Below are 17492 nucleotides of genomic sequence, written 5' to 3'. Positions count from 1 at the left end.
CTCGTCCGCCCCTGGGGGATCTGGAACACGAACTGCTGACGATCCTGTGGAAGCACGGCGAAATGTCGGCTTTTGCAGTGCGCCAGCAGGTCAATCGCAAGCTCAAGGACGCCACCATCCGCACCGTCCTGCGGCGGTTGGAAGAAAAAGGCTACGTGACCCATTCCGTGGTGAACGGCGCCTTCGTCTATCGATCGAGCGAGACGGCGGAGACGGCCGCGGCCGGCGCAGTGCAGGAAATTGCGGATCGATTCTGCGGCGGGTCTCTGGAGCGGCTGCTGACGGGCCTCGTCGATACGGGGGTGGTCAACACCAGCCAGCTCGCGCTGTTCGCGGGCAAGCGCAAGCGAAAGACGTCGCGGGACCGCTGAGATGAACACGGCGGCGACGCCAGCGAACGCGGGCCCGCGCATGGATCGTCCGATCCAGCCGCCCGCCTGGCTGTTGCCGCGCTGGCCACTCGCCGCCCGCGTCGCGTTGATCGCCGTCGCGCTGATGTCAGCCGCGTTGCTGACGGTGAAACTGATTGCAGGGTCGGGCGACAGGACGCTGCGCATGCCGCGGGCGCAGCTGACCATCACCGCCGTCGGGCAAGGTGTGTTTCGCGATCTGATTCCACTGAACGCCAGCATCGTGCCGCGCGAGACGGTGTATCTGGACGCCATCGACGGCGGACGTGTCGAGCGCCTGCTGGTCGAAGCGGGCGACGTGGTCGAGGCAGGGCAACCGCTGATCGAGCTCAGCAATACCAATCTCGCCTTGCAGGTCATTCAACAGGAATCACAGCTCAATCAGGCGCTCTCGCAACTGCAGCAGAACGAGATTGCGCTGGAACAGAATCAGCTGGCCAACGATCGCGCGCAGGTCGACATCGAATACCACCTGCGCCGTCTCCAGCGCGCCAGCGAGCGCCGCGCCAGCCTTGCCCGCAGCGGCATGCTGGCCGCGGAGCAGCGCGACGAAGTGAACGACGAGCTTGCCTACTACCGCAGGCTCGAACCCATTCAGCGCGAAAGCGGCCGCCGGCAATCCGCGCTGCGCGAGCGCCTGATGCCCGACATCCATCGTCAGGTGCAGATCCTGCGCGGCAACCTGACGGTCGTGCACGGCAAGCTGGACAGCCTCGTCATTCGTGCGCCGGTCGCCGGCAGGGTGACTGCGCTCGATCTGAAAGTCGGTGAAAGCCGGGCCGCCGGTCAGCGGCTGGCCGAAGTCACGCCCGATGCCGGCATGAAGCTCATCGCCGATATCGATGAGTTCTATCTCGCGCGCGTGCGCGTCGGGCAGACCGCCACTATTGATATCGACGGCCAGCCGATCCGCCTCAGCGTGCGCCGCGTCTCGCCCCAGGTGCGCAACGGCCAGTTCCGCATCGATCTGGATTTCGAAGACGGGAGCCCCGCGACGCTGGTGGCGGGTTCTGCCGCGCAAGGCAGATTGAGGCTCGGCGGCGATACGCCCGCCGTGGTGCTGCCGAACGGTCCGTTCATGGAACGCACCGGCGGACAGTGGATCTTCGTCGTCGCGCCGGACGGCCGCACCGCGCAGCGCCGGCAGATCAACATCGGCCGGCGAACCATCGAGCAACTCGAAATCGTGGCGGGTCTGGCCGCCGGCGATCACGTCATCACGTCCGACTACACGGGGCTCGATCGCGCAGACCGCATCGTGCTGACCCCATAGGAGCGTCCATGTTGAAGGTCGAACACCTCTCCAGGTTCTATCGCGGCAGCGAAGTCGAAACCGCCGCGCTCGACGATGTCTCGCTCGAAGTGCGTGACGGTGAATTCCTCGCCATCATGGGCCCGTCCGGCTGCGGCAAATCGACGCTGCTCAACATCCTGGGGCTCATCGACAGCCCGAGTGCGGGAAAATACTGGTTTCTCGGCGAGGACATCGCGCACTTCTCCGAGGAACAGCTCACGCTGCGGCGTCGCGCGCAGGTCGGCTTCATATTCCAGAGCTTCAATCTCATCGACGATCTCAACGTCGCCGAGAACGTCGAGGTGGCGCTGCTGTACCTGGGTATTCCCCGCCACGAGCGGCGCGAGCGGGTGGCCGAGGCGCTCGAGCGCGTCGATCTCGCGCATCGTGCGCGCCACGTGCCGAAGCAGCTGTCGGGCGGCCAGCAGCAGCGCGTCGCCGTCGCCCGCGCGCTGGTTGCGCGCCCGAAGCTCCTGCTCGCCGACGAACCCACGGGCAATCTCGATTCGGCGAACGGCGATGCGGTCCTCGAACTGCTCGACGGCATCACGCGCTCGGGCACCACGACCATCATGGTCACGCACTCGGCCGAGCATGCACGGCGCGCGCAGCGCATCGTGCACATGCTCGATGGCCGGATCGTCGAGGAGGAAGAAGAAGCGGAGGTCACATGCTAGGCAGCTACGTTGCCGCGGCGATTCGCAACCTGCTGCACAATCGCGCCTACGCGCTCATCAATCTGCTCGGGCTGACGCTCGGATTCACCGCGGCGATCCTGATCGCGCTGTATGTGCGCGATGAATTCAGCTACGACCGGTTCATCCCGAATCACGAGCGGATCTATCAGCTCGGCGAAGTGATTGCGCCGCCTGGGCGGGCGGAGATGCGGGTCGCAGTTTCCGCCGTCACAGATGCTGCCGCGCTGCAGCTCACGTTCCCTGAAATCGACGCGACGACGCGTCTTGCGTACGCAGGTATCCGTCTGCACCGCCGTGACGATCCTGATGGCCTTCCGTTTGGTGGCAACTGGGTAGACCCCAATTTCCTTGAGCTGTTTCCGCTGCGAGTAATTGCAGGTGAAGTATCGAACGCGCTGAGCCGGCCCGATGGCCTGGTGCTGACGCGCAAGGCCGCGCACCAGCTGTTCGGCCGTGAGGACGTCGTCGGCGAAAGGCTTTCCCTCGATCGTCAGGTCGACATGCACGTGATGGCGGTGGTCGCGGATGTTCCGGCGAACAGCCACCTGACCGGTGACGTGTTCCTGCCTGGCATCGCCAGTTCCTCCGGGCTGACGGCTCTGGAAGCTGCGCAGCGCCAGCCTGGCGCGCTGCGCGCCGACAATGTCATCACGTACGTGAGGCTTCGTTCGGGTGCGGACATAGATGCCATTCGCGCGCGACTGGGCGAATTTGCGGACACACACGTCCCTGACAATGTAATCCCGGGAAACGTAAATGGCATGAGCAGTTCGCGCGTGTACACGTTCACGCTCACACCGCTTGCCGACATTCATTTTCAGCCTCGGCGTATGGGTGAAATGAAACCCGCAGGCGATCCGCGGGTCGTGAAGGCGATGCTGGGCATTGCGCTGCTCATTCTGATCGTCGCCTGCGGCAACTTCGTGAGCATGATGACGGCGCGCGCCATGCGGCGCGCGGTCGAAGTCGGCGTGCGCAAGGCGGTCGGCGCGCTGCGCCGACAGATTGCGCTGCAGTTCATGGGTGAGTGCCTGTTCTATGCCGTGCTGGCGCTGATCTGCGCCGTCATTGCCGTGGAGCTCATGCTGCCCGCATTCAACGGCTTTCTGCAGCGGCAGATCACGTTCGACTACCTGAGAGATCCTGCGCTGGCGACAGGGCTCATCGGACTTGCATTGCTGTCGGGATGCGCAGCAGGCGCCTATCCGGCTTTTTATCTCTCGGGCTTCAAGCCCGCCATCGTGCTCAGAGGTCTTGCTTCGCAGCCGAAGGCGAGCCGGATACGTCGGATGATGGTCGTGCTGCAGTTCGCGACGCTGATCGCTTTGCTGGTGGCGACGCTCACGGTTCAGCGACAAACCCGCTACGCGATCGAAGAGCGTCTGCGCGTGCCCACCGATCAGATCTATCTCAACAATGCCGCGAGCGGCTGTTCACGCGAGTCACTCGATGCGATCCGCAATCTGAAACCCGTGCTGGTGGTCACCTGTGCTTCCCAATACGCGCTTTCCATTCATCACATGTCGGCGACGTTTGTCTCGCCTCGCGGCGACGACGCCGTCGCTACCGGTGCGGTGCCAGTGGACGACGCCTTCTTCGATGTCTTCGGCATCACGCCGCTCGCCGGGCGGCTGCTGTCGCGTTCGCGCGGGCAGGACATGGTTCTCCAGAGTGGCAGCGACGTGCAGGACAACCCCGCCATCGTGATCAATGAATCCGCGGCCCGCGCCCTCGGCTTCAACATTCCGGCGGAAGCGGTCGGCAAATTTCCGCAGTGGCGGCGCGTGGGCATTGACGATGGCCGGATCAAAGTCTTCGAGATGCGCAGCTCGCAGATCGTCGGTGTGATTCCGGACTTCTCGGTCGGCTCGGTTCGCGATGCGATCGAGCCGACCGTGTACTACGTGGACCCTGTATTGCTGTCCCGTCTCGTCGTGCGATTCGATGGCGGTGCGGTTCAGGAGGGCATGAACGCGGTCGAGGCCGTATGGAATCAACGAGAGCCCGGCAGCCGCTTCGAAGGGACATTCCTCAGCCAGTACATGAACGCCCTGTATGCCGACATCGTCACGCAATCCACGGTCTTTTCAGTGTTTTCAGCAGTCGCCGTGGCGCTCGCAGCGCTCGGCCTGCTCGGGCTTGCGATCTTCACCGCCGAACGGCGCACCAAGGAAATCGGCTTGCGCAAAGTGATGGGGGCGCGCCGCACCGACATCCTGTGGTTTCTCGGCTGGCAGTTCGCCCGCCCGGTGCTGTGGGCGAACGTCATTGCCTGGCCGTGTGCATACCTGCTCATGCGCTGGTGGCTGCAAGGCTTCGAATATCACGTCGAGCTGGGTCTGGCGACGTTCGTCATTGCCGGCGTCCTGGCCTTGATCATTGCCCTGGCAACGATCTCGGGTCACGTCCTGCTGGTGGCGCGCGCCAGGCCGATCCATGCGTTGCGGCATGAGTGAAACGGGCAGCGGCGCTACTTCCTCGCTCCGAGCCTCGCCAGCATCTCCGACAATTCTTCCGGACTGATCCAGAAGTGTTCGCACACGCGTCCCCACAGCATGGGCGTGGGGACATTGTGGCCGCGGCGCTCCTTCTGTGTTTCGTGCAGCACGTACAGCACGATGCGTTCTCTGTGCGTGAGACCGTCGCGGACGTCGGGAATGTCGTTGCGATTCATGTACTGCCTTTCCGCTCCCTCCTCCGCTTGCGGGGGAGGGCTGGGGTGGGGCCTCTTACTGTGGGGCCGGCTTCAGCCGGCCTCTTTTCGGAAGTCAGGCTGAAGCCTGACCTACAGAAACCCCCATCATCAGGCCTCAGGCGCCCGCTTTGCGCCGCTGCTTCGTCTTCGCCACCTGCGACAGGCGCCCCGTGTCCGGCGGCGTTTCGATGCGCGTGGTTTCATCGCCGTGCATCTCCATCAGCGACTCCATCAGGCCTTCATCGGCGCTCGAACACACGCCGAGCACGCTCGCTTCGTCGCAGCCTTCCGCCGCGACGTAGGCGTGACCCATGTTGGAATCGATGTAGATGGATTCGCCGGCTTCGAGAACGATCGGGTCGTAGAACTCCGTGTGGATCTCGATGCGGCCTTCCAGCACGTAGATGTATTCCTCGCCGGAGTGATGCACGAGTTCGCCGAACTCGCCGACGCTCTTGGCGCGGATGCGCGTGAGCACCGGGATCATGCGTTTGCGGCGCAGCTCCGCACACAGATAGTAGTAATCGTAGTTGCGGGTGTTGACGCGGATCGCGCGATCGAGCCGTCCGATGCTGCGCCGCGCGGTCACGGCGGGCTCCGGTCCTTCGCTCGGCTCCGCGAACAGGTCCGCCATGGGAATCTTCAGCCGCTCGCTCAATTGCAGCAGCTTGTCGTAGGTGAGCGTGAGCCGGTCGTGTTCGACCTTGGCGAGCGTCGACAGCGGAATACCGGTGCGCTTGCTCATTTCCTTGAGCGTCCAGTCGTTGCGGGTGCGCAGCGAACGCAGCAATCGTCCGAGGGTGGGCTTGGCGGGCGAGCGTGACTTGCTTGTCTTCATTGCGCGCAATTCTAGCGGGAACCCGTGACGGAACGGCTCATTGCCGAAATCTACAATCAGGTTGACGATTCTCCAATCAGGACTAGTATGGCCGACAGGGGATAAATCAGCCGACAAAGAGCGGCGCACACACAGGTGAGGATCCCATGCGCATTCGCACGGCGATGTTGTTGACGGCCCTGATCCCCTCCGCCGCCGCCTGGTCGCAGGCCGCCCCGGCGCCGGCCCCCCCCCCCCCGGCACCGGACCCCGCGGCAACCCAGGCAGCGCCCGCCACGACACGCGCGCTGACCCGCGAAGACGCGGAAGCGTGGCTCGATGGCTTCCTTCCCTATGCGCTGAAGACCGCCGACATCGCCGGCGCCGTCGTCGTCATCGTGAAGGACGGCCAGGTGCTGCTGCAGAAGGGCTACGGCTACGCGGACGTCGAAGCGCGCAAGCCCGTCGATCCCGAGAACACGCTGTTCCGTCCGGGCTCGGTGTCGAAGCTCTTCACCTGGACTGCCGTCATGCAGCTCGTCGAGCAGGGCAAGCTCGACCTGGATGCCGACGTCAACAACTACCTGGATTTCCAGATCCCGCCGCGCGACGGCCAGCCCGTCACGCTGCGCAACGTCCTGACCCACACCGCCGGTCTCGAAGAGCAGGTGAAGGGCCTGATGGGCACGGAAGACGACCCCGTCGAACCGATCGGCAAACATCTGGCGCACTGGATTCCGGAGCGCATCTACGCGCCCGGCACCACGCCCGCGTATTCGAACTATGCGACGGCGCTGGCGGGCTACATCGTCGAGCGCGTCTCGGGGCAGACGTTCGACGACTACATCGATCAGCATCTGCTCGCGCCGCTGGGCATGCAGCATTCGTCGTTCCGCCAGCCGCTGCCCGACCATCTCAAGCCGCTCATGTCGAAGGGTTATGCGCGCGCGTCGCAGCCGGCGAAGCCGTTCGAAGTCATCGGCGGTCTCGCGCCGGCGGGCAGCCTGGCGGCTTCGGGCGCCGACATGGGCAAGTTCATGATCGCGCACCTGCAGAACGGCGCGTTCGGTGAGACGCGCATCCTGCAGGAAGAGACGGCGAAGCAGATGCACGGCACTGCGCTCACGATCCTGCCGCGCGTCAATCGCATGCTGCTCGGCTTCTACGAACAGAACTACAACGGTCACCGCGCGCTCGGCCATGGCGGCGATACGCAGTGGTTCCACAGCAACCTGCACCTGTTCATCGACGACAACATCGGCCTGTTCTTTTCCGTGAACAGCGCCGGCAAGGCAGGCGCGCCGGGCGACATCCGCAGCGCGCTGTTCGAGGAGTTCGCCGACCGCTACCTGCCGGGACCGACGCTCGACGGCAAGGTCGACGAAAAGACCGCGGCCGAACACGCACGCCTGATCGCGGGCGCCTACCAGAATTCGCGCCGCATGGACTCGAGCTTCCTCAGCCTGCTGAACCTGCTGGGCACCATCAAAGTGGTACCGAACGAGGACGGCACGATCACCGTGTCGATGGCCACGAACCTGGCCGGCGTGCCGATCAAGTGGCGCGAAGTCGAGCCGTTCGTATGGCGCGACGTGAACGGCAACAACCTGCTCTCGGCCGAGGTGAAGGATGGCCGCGTCACGCGCTTCAGCTTCGGCGAAATCTCGCCCTTCATGATCTTCGAGCGCGTGCCCGCATCGCGTTCCGCCGGTTGGCTGCTGCCAGCGCTCTGTGCCGGATTGGTGGCCCTGTTGCTCACGGCGCTCGCGTGGCCAGTTTCGGCGCTGGTGCGTCGCCACTACGGCGTGCCGTACGCGCTGACGGGCCAGGCGGCGAAGTCGCATCGCTGGATCCGCATCGCATCGACGGCCGGGGTGGTCCTCATGGTCGCGTGGGCCGTCACGATCACGACGATGATGGGCAACTTCAAATACCTGTCGGGTTCGGTCGACGGGTGGCTGTGGGTGCTGCAGCTGCTGTCGCTGATCGCGTTCCCTGCGGCGGCAGTCATCGGCCTGCTGAACGCTGCGACGGTGCTGCGCGACCGGCGCAAGTGGTACACGAAGGTGTGGGCCGTCGTGCTGGCGCTGGCGCTGCTCGTGCTGCTCTGGGTCGCCTACACCTTCCACCTGATCGCGCTCGACGTGAACTACTGAGCTGATATGGACGCGCCTCTGCAGATGCAGGTCGAGGTGGAGCAGCTGCGTCTCAAGGCGCCGTTCCGCATCTCCGGATACACCTTCACCGACGTGCCGGTCGCGGTCGTCACGTTGCACGGCGGCGGCGCGACCGGCCGCGGCGAAGCGTCCGGCGTGTACTACCTCAAGGACACGCCGGAGCAGATCGCGCGCACGCTCGAATCGCATCGCGCAGCGATCGAACGCGGCATCAGCCGCGAGGCCTTGCGCGAACTGCTGCCTGTCGGCGGCGCGCGCAACGCGGTCGACTGCGCGCTGTGGGACCTGGAAGCGAAACAGACGGGTCGTCCCGTGTGGCAGCTGGCGGGACTCGATCACGCCGTGCCGCGCGTCACGACATTCACGCTCAGCGCCGACGAGCCTGCCGCCGTCATGCGCGCCGCGCAGAACCTGCCGCAGGCGCGCGCACTCAAGCTCAAGCTCAACGGCGATCTGCCCGCCGACATCGAACGCGTCCGCGCCGTGCGCGAAGCGCGGCGCGATGTGTGGATGGGTGTCGACGCCAACCAGGGCTATACGATCGAAACACTCGGCGTGCTGCTGCCGCGCCTGGTCGATGCCGGCGTGAAGCTGCTCGAACAGCCCTTGCCGCGCGGCAGCGAAGCCGAACTCGAAGGATTCCAGAGTCCCATTCCCATCGCCGCCGACGAAAGCGTGCAGGGCCTGGCGGATGTCGCCGGCCTGGTCGGCCGCTTCGATGTCGTGAACATCAAGCTCGACAAGTGCGGCGGCCTCACCGAGGCGCTGCTGATCGCCAACGAGGCGCGCCGGCTCGACCTGCAGGTGATGGTCGGCAACATGGTGGGCACGAGCCTGGCGATGGCGCCGGCCTTCGTCGTGGCGCAGCTGTGCGACTACGTCGATCTCGATGGTCCGTACTTCCTCGAACAGGACTACCGGCCGAGCGTGCGCTACGACGGCGGCAGCATCCACTGTCCCGACACGGTCTGGGGCGGCGGGCGGGCCTAGTTCGCGAACGTTCAGCGAGGCAACGCGGATGAAGCAACGCAACCGACTTTCGCGCCGCCATCTGCTGCAGGCCGGCGCGGCTGCCGCACTGTGCACCGGCGTCCCGATGATCAACCTCGGCATGCACCGCGCCTTTGCCGATTCGGACCGCCGCTACTCGACGCGCGCCATCGACCTCGTCGGCCGCTCGCTGGTCATCGACATGCTGGCGCCGCTCAAGATCGACTTTCGTCCCGAGGCCTACGCCGGCCGCATCAGCGAAGCCGATGAAGCCGCGTTCCGCGCCAGCGGCATCACCGGATTCCACAATGCCATCGGCACCGGCGGTCCGAACGTCGTCGAAGAAACGCTCGAGTTCATCGCCGGCTGGCAGGGGTTTGCCGCGCGCAACTCGCATCTGTTCACGCTGGTGGGCACCGCCGCCGATCTGGATCGCGCCAAGACGGAGCGCAAGATCGCCGTGATCACGGGCGTGCAGAACGCCGAACACTTCGTCCGGCCCGACGACGTCAAACGGTTCTACGCGCTCGGCCAGCGCTGCGCGCAGCTCACCTACAACAGCCAGAACCTGCTCGGCAGCGGCAGCACCGAGCGCGTCGACGGCGGCGTCAGCGACTTCGGCGTCGAGATCATCAAGGCCATGAACGACGCCGGCATGCTGGTCGACGTCTCGCACTGCGGCGACCGCACCACGCTCGATGCGATCGAGCTGTCGCCCGTACCGATCGCGATCACGCACTCGAACTGCCGGGCGCTCAACGATCATCCGCGGCTGAAGACAGACGAAGCCATCCGCAAGCTCGCTGCGAAGGGCGGCGTGATGGGCATCACGGGCGTGCGCATGTTCGTGCGTGATCGCGAGCCCACCACCGTCGAGCACATGGTCGATCACATCGACCACGTCGTGAAGCTGGTCGGCATCGAACACGTCGGCGTCGGCACCGATTCGGATCTCGCCGGCTACGACGACATGCCGGCCGACCAGTACAAGATGCTGCGCGAGAGCTACAAGGCGAGCTACGGCTTCCGCGACAAGATCGACACCGATGGCTTCGATCATCCGCAGAAAGTTTTCGATCTGACCGAGGCGCTGATCCGGCGCGGCTACTCGGACGCCAACATTACGGCGGTACTTGGCGGCAACTTTCGCCGCCTGCTGGGTGCAACGTGGAAATGACAGCCCGCAACGTCGCGGCAGGCCTGACTTACAACTATTCGGGGAGAGGGCTATGACTACTTTCAGGAAAGTTTCGCGTGGAATTGCGATCGGCGGTTCGGGTGCGCTGGCAGTGCTGGCCGGCACGACCGATGTGTACGCTGCGGAGACGATTGCAGAGATCATCGTGACGGCGCAGAAGCGCAGCGAGGCGCTAATCGACGTTCCGCAGTCGGTCACTGCGATCGACGGAAGCGTGCTCGAGCGCCAACAGGCGTCGAGCTTCCAGGACTATCTGAAGCTCGTCCCGGGATTGCAGCTCACGCAGGACACGCCCGGAGTCGGGCGTCTCGTCATGCGCGGCGTCAACACGGGCGGCGTCGCTTCCACCGTCGGCGTGTACGTCGATGAAACGCCATTCGGTTCCAGCAGCGGTCTGGTCAACGGCGCGATCCTGGCGGCAGACTTCGATACCTTCGACATGCAGCGCGTCGAAGTGCTGCGCGGCCCGCAGGGCACGCTCTACGGCGCCAGTTCGCTCGGCGGCGTGCTGAAGTTCGTCACGAATCCGCCGCAGACGGAAAGAGTCGAAGCGCGCGTGCGCGTAGGCGCCGAGACTGTCGAGGACGGCGACGTCGGCTATTCCGGCGTTGGCATGGTGAACGTGCCGCTCTCTGAATCCTTCGCCGTGCGTGCGGTGGGCTACTACCGCGAACTGGGCGGATTCATCGACTCGATCGGCACCGCGGGTTCCGACATCGCCGACGACATCAACGAATCGGAGAGCTACGGCGGCCGCGTGTCGGCGCTGTATTCCCCGAGCGATGCCTTCTCCCTGCGCCTGACCGCGATCATGCAGAACATTCGCACGCAGGCGTCCAGTACGGCCGAAAGCAATGCGAACACGCTCGATACGCTGTACGGCAGACTGTCGCAGTCGCAGTTCGTTCCGGAACATACGAACGTCGACTACCGTCTCTACAACGCCACACTGGACTTCGATCTCGGCTTCGCGACGCTCACGTCCTCGACGAGCTACAACGAGTTCGATTCGCCCTTCCGCTCCGATCTGACGACGCAGTACAGCCCTCTGGTCGCCGCCATCACAGAACTCGATAACGAGTTGCTGCAGGACCAGACGACGGCCTACGACAAGGTCACTCAGGAATTCCGTCTGGCGTCGCCTGACAGCGATGCGTTCGAGTGGCTGGTCGGCGCCTACTACACCCGAGAGAAGGGGGACATCCTTCAGTTCATCGAGGCAGTGATTCCGGGAACGGTCGATCCGATCCCGGGGCAACCGCTGCTCGGTGATATTTCCCTGCACTCCGAGTACAAGGAAATCGCGGGTTTCGTGAGCGGCACCATTCACTTCGGCGACCGGTTCGATCTGACGCTGGGCGGGCGCTACAGCGAGAACGATCAGGAAGCGAAGCAGGACGGAGCTGGTCTGTTCGTCGGTCCCACTCCGGTGTCCTACCCGACAGCGAAGTCGTCCGAGGACGTATTCACGTACTCGGTGGCCCCGAAACTCAAGTTCGGCGAGCACGCCTCGTTGTATGCGCGCGTGGCAAGCAGCTTCCGCCCGGGCGGACCGAACGTACTGCCGCCGAACGCACCGCCGACCGTGCCGCTCACCTATGACTCGGACTCGCTGACCAGTTACGAAGTCGGCTTCAAGATCGAGTCCGCCGATCGCGTACTGGGCCTCGACATCTCGGCCTTCCATATCGACTGGGAGGACATCCAGCTGTTTGCGCGCGTGAACAACTTTGGCGTGAACATCAACGGCGGTGACGCGACCAGCGACGGCCTGGAGTTTACGGCGAGGGCCCTGCTGGGCGACGGATTCAACGTCTCTCTGAACGGCGCCTACACCGATGCCCAGCTCGAAGACGATACGCCGGCGCTCTCGGGCGGCCTGAAAGGTGATGCGCTGCCGTACACGCCGGAATGGAGTCTCGGTCTGAACGCCGACTACGAGTGGTCGGTCGGCTCGCAGGCGACGGCGTACGTCGGCGGCGCACTGCGGTACCTGTCCGATCAGACGGCCACCTACGATCTCGCTTATCGCAACGCCAACGGCCGCCAGCGCGAAATTTCCTCGTACGAAGTCCTCGATCTGCAGGCAGGTATCGATTTCGGGAACTACTCGATCGAGCTGTACGCCAAGAACGTTACTGACAGCGACGGACGGACCTCGGTCGGCGGGCTCGGCGCCTATCCGAACGGCGCCATCGGAACCGGCGTGATCCGTCCGCGCACGATCGGTCTGACCTTCGGCGTGGACTTCTAGTGAACGTATCGCAGGCTCGAATCCCGATGCCGACGGAGCCAGTAGTGCTGGAGCTGCCGCAGCCCTACCTGCTGTTCCTGGGCGACACCACGGAGGCGGGCTTTGCCAAGACCGCCTTCGGCCTGCGCGACTGGGCACGCGACAAATGCGTCGGCGAACTGTCGTGTTCGCCGGACGCGATCAGCGTGGGTTTGCCGCGCCTGACGCCAGCGGAAGCGAAGGCGCGGGGCGCGCGTTCGATGGTGATCGGTGTGGCCAATCAGGGCGGACGCATCCTCGACAGCTGGATACCTTCGCTGCTCGCGGCGCTCGAAGCGGGGCTCGATCTGATCGGCGGCATGCATTCGAAACTGGCGAACCTGCCAGTGCTCGTCGCTGCCGCCGAGCGGCATAACCGCCGCCTGATCGACGTGCGCACACCGCCCGCCAACATTCCGATCGCCACCGGCCGCAAGCGCAGCGGCAAGCGTCTGCTCACCGTCGGCACCGACTGTGCGCTGGGCAAGAAATACACCGCGCTTGCCATCGCGCGTGCGTTCCAGCGGCGCGCCGTGGCCACAGACTTCCGCGCCAGCGGCCAGACCGGGATCATGATCGCCGGCTCCGGCGTGCCGATGGATGCCGTCGTCTCCGACTTCGAAGCGGGTGCTGCAGAGATGCTGTCGCCCGAAGCGGCGCCCGATCACTGGGACGTGATCGAAGGGCAGGGTTCGGTGTTTCATCCGGCGTACGCCGCCGTTTCGCTCGGCCTGCTGCACGGCAGCCAGCCGGACGTGATCGTCGTGTGTCATCAGCCGGGACGCACTCACATGCTCGGTCACGCGCACTACGCGGTGCCGTCCGTCGAGGACACCATCGCGCTCAATCTCACGCTGGGCCGCCGCACGAATCCGGCGATCCGCTGCGGCGGCGTCTGTCTCAACACCGCGCATCTGTCGGAAGCCGAAGCGCGCCAGTTGATGATTGCCGAGAGCGTACGGTTGGGATTGCCGGTGGCCGATCCGATCCGCGGCGGCGCCGAGTTCGAAGCACTCGTCGACAACTGTCTGCGGGAGACGCACTGATGCGGACGAAGTTGCTGGCGGGACTGACCATGATGGTCCTGCTGGCAACCCGCGCGCTGGCCGGCGCACCGACCGCGCCGATCGAAGCCGAGATTCAGCGCCTCGCCGTCATCGGCGGCGGCACCGTGGGCGTCGCGGCGTGGCGGATCGACGGGCAGGGCCCGCGCGTGCTGGTGAATGCCGGCGAACGCTTTCCGATGGCGAGTACGTTCAAGATCGCCGTGGCCGGCGCGCTGCTGGCGCAGGTCGATGCCGGACGACTCGATCTGCAGCAGATGATCGCCGTCGATCCGGCGCTGTACGTGCCGTCGGAAGTCATCGCCGACCGCTTCATCCATCCCGGCGTCAGCCTCTCGCTGCACAATCTGCTCGAACTGATGCTGACCCAGAGCGACAACACCGCCACCGACGTGCTGACGAAACTCGCCGGCGGTCCGCAGGCCGTCACGGCGTGGGTGCACAGGCAGCAGGTCGAAGATCTGCGCGTCGATCGCGATACCGCAGCGCTGCTGCGTGATTTCTTCGTGCTGCCCGCCGGTCCGATCGAGAAGGCGTTCGCGCAGGCCGTGCAGCAGAATCCCGCGCTGGAAAAGCAGGGCGGATTGCCGAATCCCGCCTTCGACGACGACGTTCGCGATACCTCGACGCCGGACGCGATGACGCAGCTCCTGACACGCATCTTCCGCGGCGAAGCGCTGAGTGCCGGATCGACACGCACGCTGGTCGCCATCATGGAACGCTGTCGCACTGGCGATGCGCGGCTGCGCGGCAGACTGCCGCCCGGCATCGTCGTGGCCGACAAGACCGGCACCATCGGCGGCTCGATCAACGACGTCGGCGTCATCACGCTGCCTGACGGACGCGGCCAGATCGCGATCACGGTCTTCATCAAGAAGAGTGCGCTGCCGTTCGCGCAGCGCGAGCGCGCCATCGCTGAGATCGCGCGCGTCGTGTACGACTACTTTCTGTTCGCTCACGCCGGATGACTCCGCAGGTCATGCGCCGTTCGACCGCAATCGTTGCCTGGGCGCTGTGGTGTACGGCGGCCGTGAGCCTGGGCGCCGCAGCCGCCGAACCGGACGCAGCGAAGATCGACTTCCAGTGGGGCGTGCGCATTCCATTGCGCGACGGCGTACATCTGAACGCCACCGTCTACACGCCGAAGGATCAGAAGCATCCCGCGCCCTGCATCGTCACGCTCACGCCTTACATCGCGCAGAGCTATCACGACCGCGGTGTGTATTTCGCGGCGCGCGGACTGCCGTTCCTGACCGTCGACGTGCGCGGCCGCGGCAACTCCGCAGGCACGTTCCGGCCGCTGATCCAGGAAGCGCAGGACAGTTTCGATGTGGTGGAGTGGCTGGCGAAGCAGCCGTACTGCAACGGCAAGGTCAGCATGTGGGGCGGCTCGTATGCGGGCTACAACCAGTGGGCAGCGGCGAAGGAATTCCCGCCGCATCTCGCCACCATCGTGCCGGCCGCCGCGCCGTTCGCGGGCGTCGACTTTCCGCTTCGCAACAACATCTCCTATCCCTACACCATCCAGTGGCTCACGTTCACCAGCGGCCACGCGGCGCAGGACAAGATCTTCGGCGATCGCGATTTCTGGGCGGCGAAGTATCGCCAGTGGTTCGAGAGCGGCACGCCGTTCGCGCAGCTCGATACGCTCGTCGGCAATCCTTCGCCGATCTTCCAGGAATGGATCGCGCATCCGTACGTCGATGACTACTGGGACCGTTACAACCCCACGGCCGGGCAATACGCGAAGCTGTCGATTCCGATCCTGACCCTCACCGGCAGCTACGACGACGATCAGCCCGGCGCGCTCGCGCACTATCGCGAACACTGGAAGCACGCCTCGCCCGAGATGCGCGCGAAACACTACCTGGTGATCGGTCCGTGGGATCACGCCGGTACGCGCACGCCGACGCAGACGGTGGGCGGAGTCACGTTCGGTCCCGCGAGCATGGTCGATCTGCCGCAGCTTCATCTCGACTGGTATGCGTGGACCATGGGCAATGGCGCGAAGCCGGCGTTCCTGCAGAAGAACGTCGCCTACTACGTGATGGGCGCGGAGAAATGGCGTTACGCCGATACGCTCGACGCCGTGACGGCGGCAGCGCGGCCTTATTACCTGGGCTCGACCGGCAGCGCGAGCGATGTGCTGGCCGCCGGCTGGCTCGATCCGGCGCGCTCGGCGTCCGCGGGCAAGCCCGATCAGTACGTCCACGATCCTCGCGACGTTTCCGGTGCGGCGCTCGAAGCCACGCTCGATGCGTCGTCGCTCACCGACCAGAGCCTGCTGTATGCGCAGCACGGGAAGCAGCTCGTCTATCACACCGCGCCTTTCGAGAAGAACACCGAAGTCAGCGGCACGTTCCGCTTCTCCGCCTGGATCGCGATCGATCAGCCCGATACCGACTTCGCCGTCAGCATCCATGAAATCCGCGCCGACGGTTCCAGCGTGCTGCTGACGACGGACGTGCTGCGGGCGCGCTATCGTGAGAGCCTGCGCGAGCCGAAGCTCGTCGCGACCAAGTCGCCCTTGCGCTACGACTTCGAGCGCTTCACGTTCGTATCGCGCGAGATCGCCAAAGGCAGCCGCCTGCGTCTGCGCTTGTCGCCGATCAATTCCATGTACAGCCAGAAGAACTACAACAGCGGCAAGCCCGTCGCCGAAGAGCGGATGGACGATGCGCGCACCGTGACCGTGCGGCTGTATCACGATCGCGAACATCCGAGCGCGCTGTACGTGCCGCTGGGTCAGCCGGAATGAGTGGAAGATTTGTGCTCCCTCCTCCGCGCAGCGGGGGAGGGTTGGGGTGGGGGCAGTTCATGCAGAGACGGGAGGCTGATTGAACGATTTCTTCAAACGCTACCTGCTGCCGGGTTTCGTCTTCGAATCCGCCGTGATCGCCGGCGGCTATGCCACCGGGCGCGAACTCGTCGAATTCTTCCTGCCTGCCGGGCCGTGGGGCGGGCTGCTCGGCATGCTCGTCAGCATGCTGGTGTGGAGCGCGGTGCTGATGGTCAGCTTCGAGCTGGCGCGCGTCGCGCAGGCTTACGACTACCGTTCCTTCTTCAAGCTGCTGCTCGGCCGCGGCTGGTTCCTGTTCGAGATCGCCTACCTGCTGCTGATCGTCATCATCATGGCGGTGATGGGCGCGGCAGCGGGCGAGGTGATCCACAGCCTGTTCGGCTGGCCGAAGCTGGTCGGTTCGCTCGGCATGATCATCGCCACCGGCGCGCTGCTGTTCTACAGCAACAATTTCATCGAGAAGTTCCTGACGCTGTCGGTGGGCTATCTGTACCTCGTCTACATCGTGTTCGTCCTCTGGAGCCTGTTCGCCTTCGGCGATCGCATCGAGGCGAACTTCGCCGCGGAGCCGCTGGGCGACAACTGGCTGAAGGCCGGCATCACCTACGCGGGCTACAACGTCGCGACCATTCCCGCGGTGCTGTTCTGCATCCGTCATCTCACGACGCGTCGCGAAGCGCTGATCGCGGGCGCGCTCGGCGGACCGCTCGGCATGTTGCCGGCCGTTCTCTTCTATATAGCGATGATGGGCTACTACCACGAGATCGGCGCCGAAGCGCTCCCCTCGGCTTTCCTGCTCGCGCGCCTGCACGCACCGTGGTTCGAGTGGGCATTCCAGATCGCGGTGCTGCTGACGCTGGTCGATACCGGCGTCGCGGTGCTGCACGCGATCAATGAGCGTGTCGCAAAGGTCTACGAAGAGCAGAAGCGCGAGATGCCGCGCGTGATCCGGCCGGTGCTCGCGACCATCATCATGGTGCTGTCGGTGTACGCGGCGTCGGCGATCGGTCTCATCGACCTGATCGCGAAAGGCTACGGCATGCTGACGTATGCCTTCATCGTGCTGCTGATCGTGCC

Annotated in this window: 14 protein-coding genes; 12 read left to right on the top strand and 2 right to left on the bottom strand. The window is 65.0% G+C overall.

The genetic code is table 11. The annotated features are described in order from the left end of the window. The 4 genes from V7D81_RS18115 to V7D81_RS18100 form a co-directional block, all read left to right on the top strand. Nucleotides 1–371 (top strand): BlaI/MecI/CopY family transcriptional regulator (locus V7D81_RS18115; protein ID WP_324318861.1); only part of this gene is annotated, 371 nt, incomplete at its 5' end. Nucleotides 372–411: 40 nt separating this feature from the next. Continuing rightward, nucleotides 412–1683 carry an efflux RND transporter periplasmic adaptor subunit gene (locus tag V7D81_RS18110; RefSeq protein WP_324318859.1) on the top strand — a complete coding sequence of 424 codons (1272 nt, stop codon included), beginning with the start codon at nt 412–414 and terminating at the stop codon, nt 1681–1683. Between the two features lie 8 nt (nt 1684–1691). Next, nucleotides 1692–2381, top strand: a complete 690-nt coding sequence (locus tag V7D81_RS18105) for an ABC transporter ATP-binding protein (protein WP_324318857.1) — start codon at nt 1692–1694, stop codon at nt 2379–2381. Next, on the top strand, nt 2375–4858 hold the full coding sequence (locus tag V7D81_RS18100; protein ID WP_324318855.1) for an ABC transporter permease: 2484 nt from the start codon (nt 2375–2377) through the stop codon (nt 4856–4858). Before V7D81_RS18105 ends, V7D81_RS18100 begins: the two co-directional genes overlap by 7 nt. Nucleotides 4859–4872: 14 nt before the next feature. On the opposite strand, the gene V7D81_RS18095 is transcribed toward V7D81_RS18100, so the two are convergent. Continuing rightward, complete coding sequence (locus V7D81_RS18095; RefSeq protein WP_324318853.1) at nt 4873–5076, bottom strand: hypothetical protein; 204 nt, start codon at nt 5074–5076, stop codon at nt 4873–4875. Nucleotides 5077–5212: 136 nt separating this feature from the next. Continuing rightward, the gene (locus tag V7D81_RS18090) at nt 5213–5935 is read right to left on the bottom strand and encodes a helix-turn-helix domain-containing protein (protein ID WP_324318851.1); all 723 of its coding nucleotides are present in this window, start codon (nt 5933–5935) and stop codon (nt 5213–5215) included. A gap of 146 nt (nt 5936–6081) precedes the next feature. Here V7D81_RS18090 and V7D81_RS18085 point away from each other — a divergent pair, with 146 nt between their 5' ends. The 8 genes from V7D81_RS18085 to V7D81_RS18050 all read left to right on the top strand — a co-directional run. Continuing rightward, nucleotides 6082–8070, top strand: a complete 1989-nt coding sequence (locus tag V7D81_RS18085) for a serine hydrolase domain-containing protein (RefSeq protein ID WP_324318849.1) — start codon at nt 6082–6084, stop codon at nt 8068–8070. 6 nt (nt 8071–8076) lie between these two features. Then, a complete protein-coding gene (locus V7D81_RS18080) occupies nt 8077–9081 on the top strand; it encodes a dipeptide epimerase (protein ID WP_324318847.1) in 1005 nt (334 codons plus the stop codon). Nucleotides 9082–9109: 28 nt separating this feature from the next. Continuing rightward, nucleotides 9110–10258 carry a dipeptidase gene (locus V7D81_RS18075; RefSeq protein WP_324318845.1) on the top strand — a complete coding sequence of 383 codons (1149 nt, stop codon included), beginning with the start codon at nt 9110–9112 and terminating at the stop codon, nt 10256–10258. A 52-nt stretch (nt 10259–10310) separates the two neighbouring features. Then, nucleotides 10311–12533, top strand: a complete 2223-nt coding sequence (locus V7D81_RS18070; RefSeq protein WP_324318843.1) for a TonB-dependent receptor — start codon at nt 10311–10313, stop codon at nt 12531–12533. 26 nt (nt 12534–12559) lie between these two features. Next, nucleotides 12560–13597, top strand: a complete 1038-nt coding sequence (locus V7D81_RS18065; RefSeq protein ID WP_324318841.1) for a DUF1611 domain-containing protein — start codon at nt 12560–12562, stop codon at nt 13595–13597. Next, a complete protein-coding gene (gene bla / locus V7D81_RS18060) occupies nt 13597–14583 on the top strand; it encodes a class A beta-lactamase (RefSeq protein WP_324318839.1) in 987 nt (328 codons plus the stop codon). Before V7D81_RS18065 ends, bla begins: the two co-directional genes overlap by 1 nt. After that, entirely contained in the window at nt 14580–16373 is a 1794-nt protein-coding gene (locus V7D81_RS18055) for a CocE/NonD family hydrolase (RefSeq protein WP_324318837.1), read from the top strand. Before bla ends, V7D81_RS18055 begins: the two co-directional genes overlap by 4 nt. A 79-nt stretch (nt 16374–16452) precedes the next feature. Further along, nucleotides 16453–17492 (top strand): YkvI family membrane protein (locus V7D81_RS18050; protein WP_324318834.1); only part of this gene is annotated, 1040 nt, incomplete at its 3' end.

Origin of the sequence: Povalibacter sp. (assembly GCF_036735925.1) — a bacterium.
Classification (GTDB): Bacteria; Pseudomonadota; Gammaproteobacteria; order Steroidobacterales; family Steroidobacteraceae; genus Steroidobacter.
The sequence above is the reverse complement of the archived record's forward strand: the minus strand, read 5'-3'. Positions and strand labels throughout refer to the sequence as shown.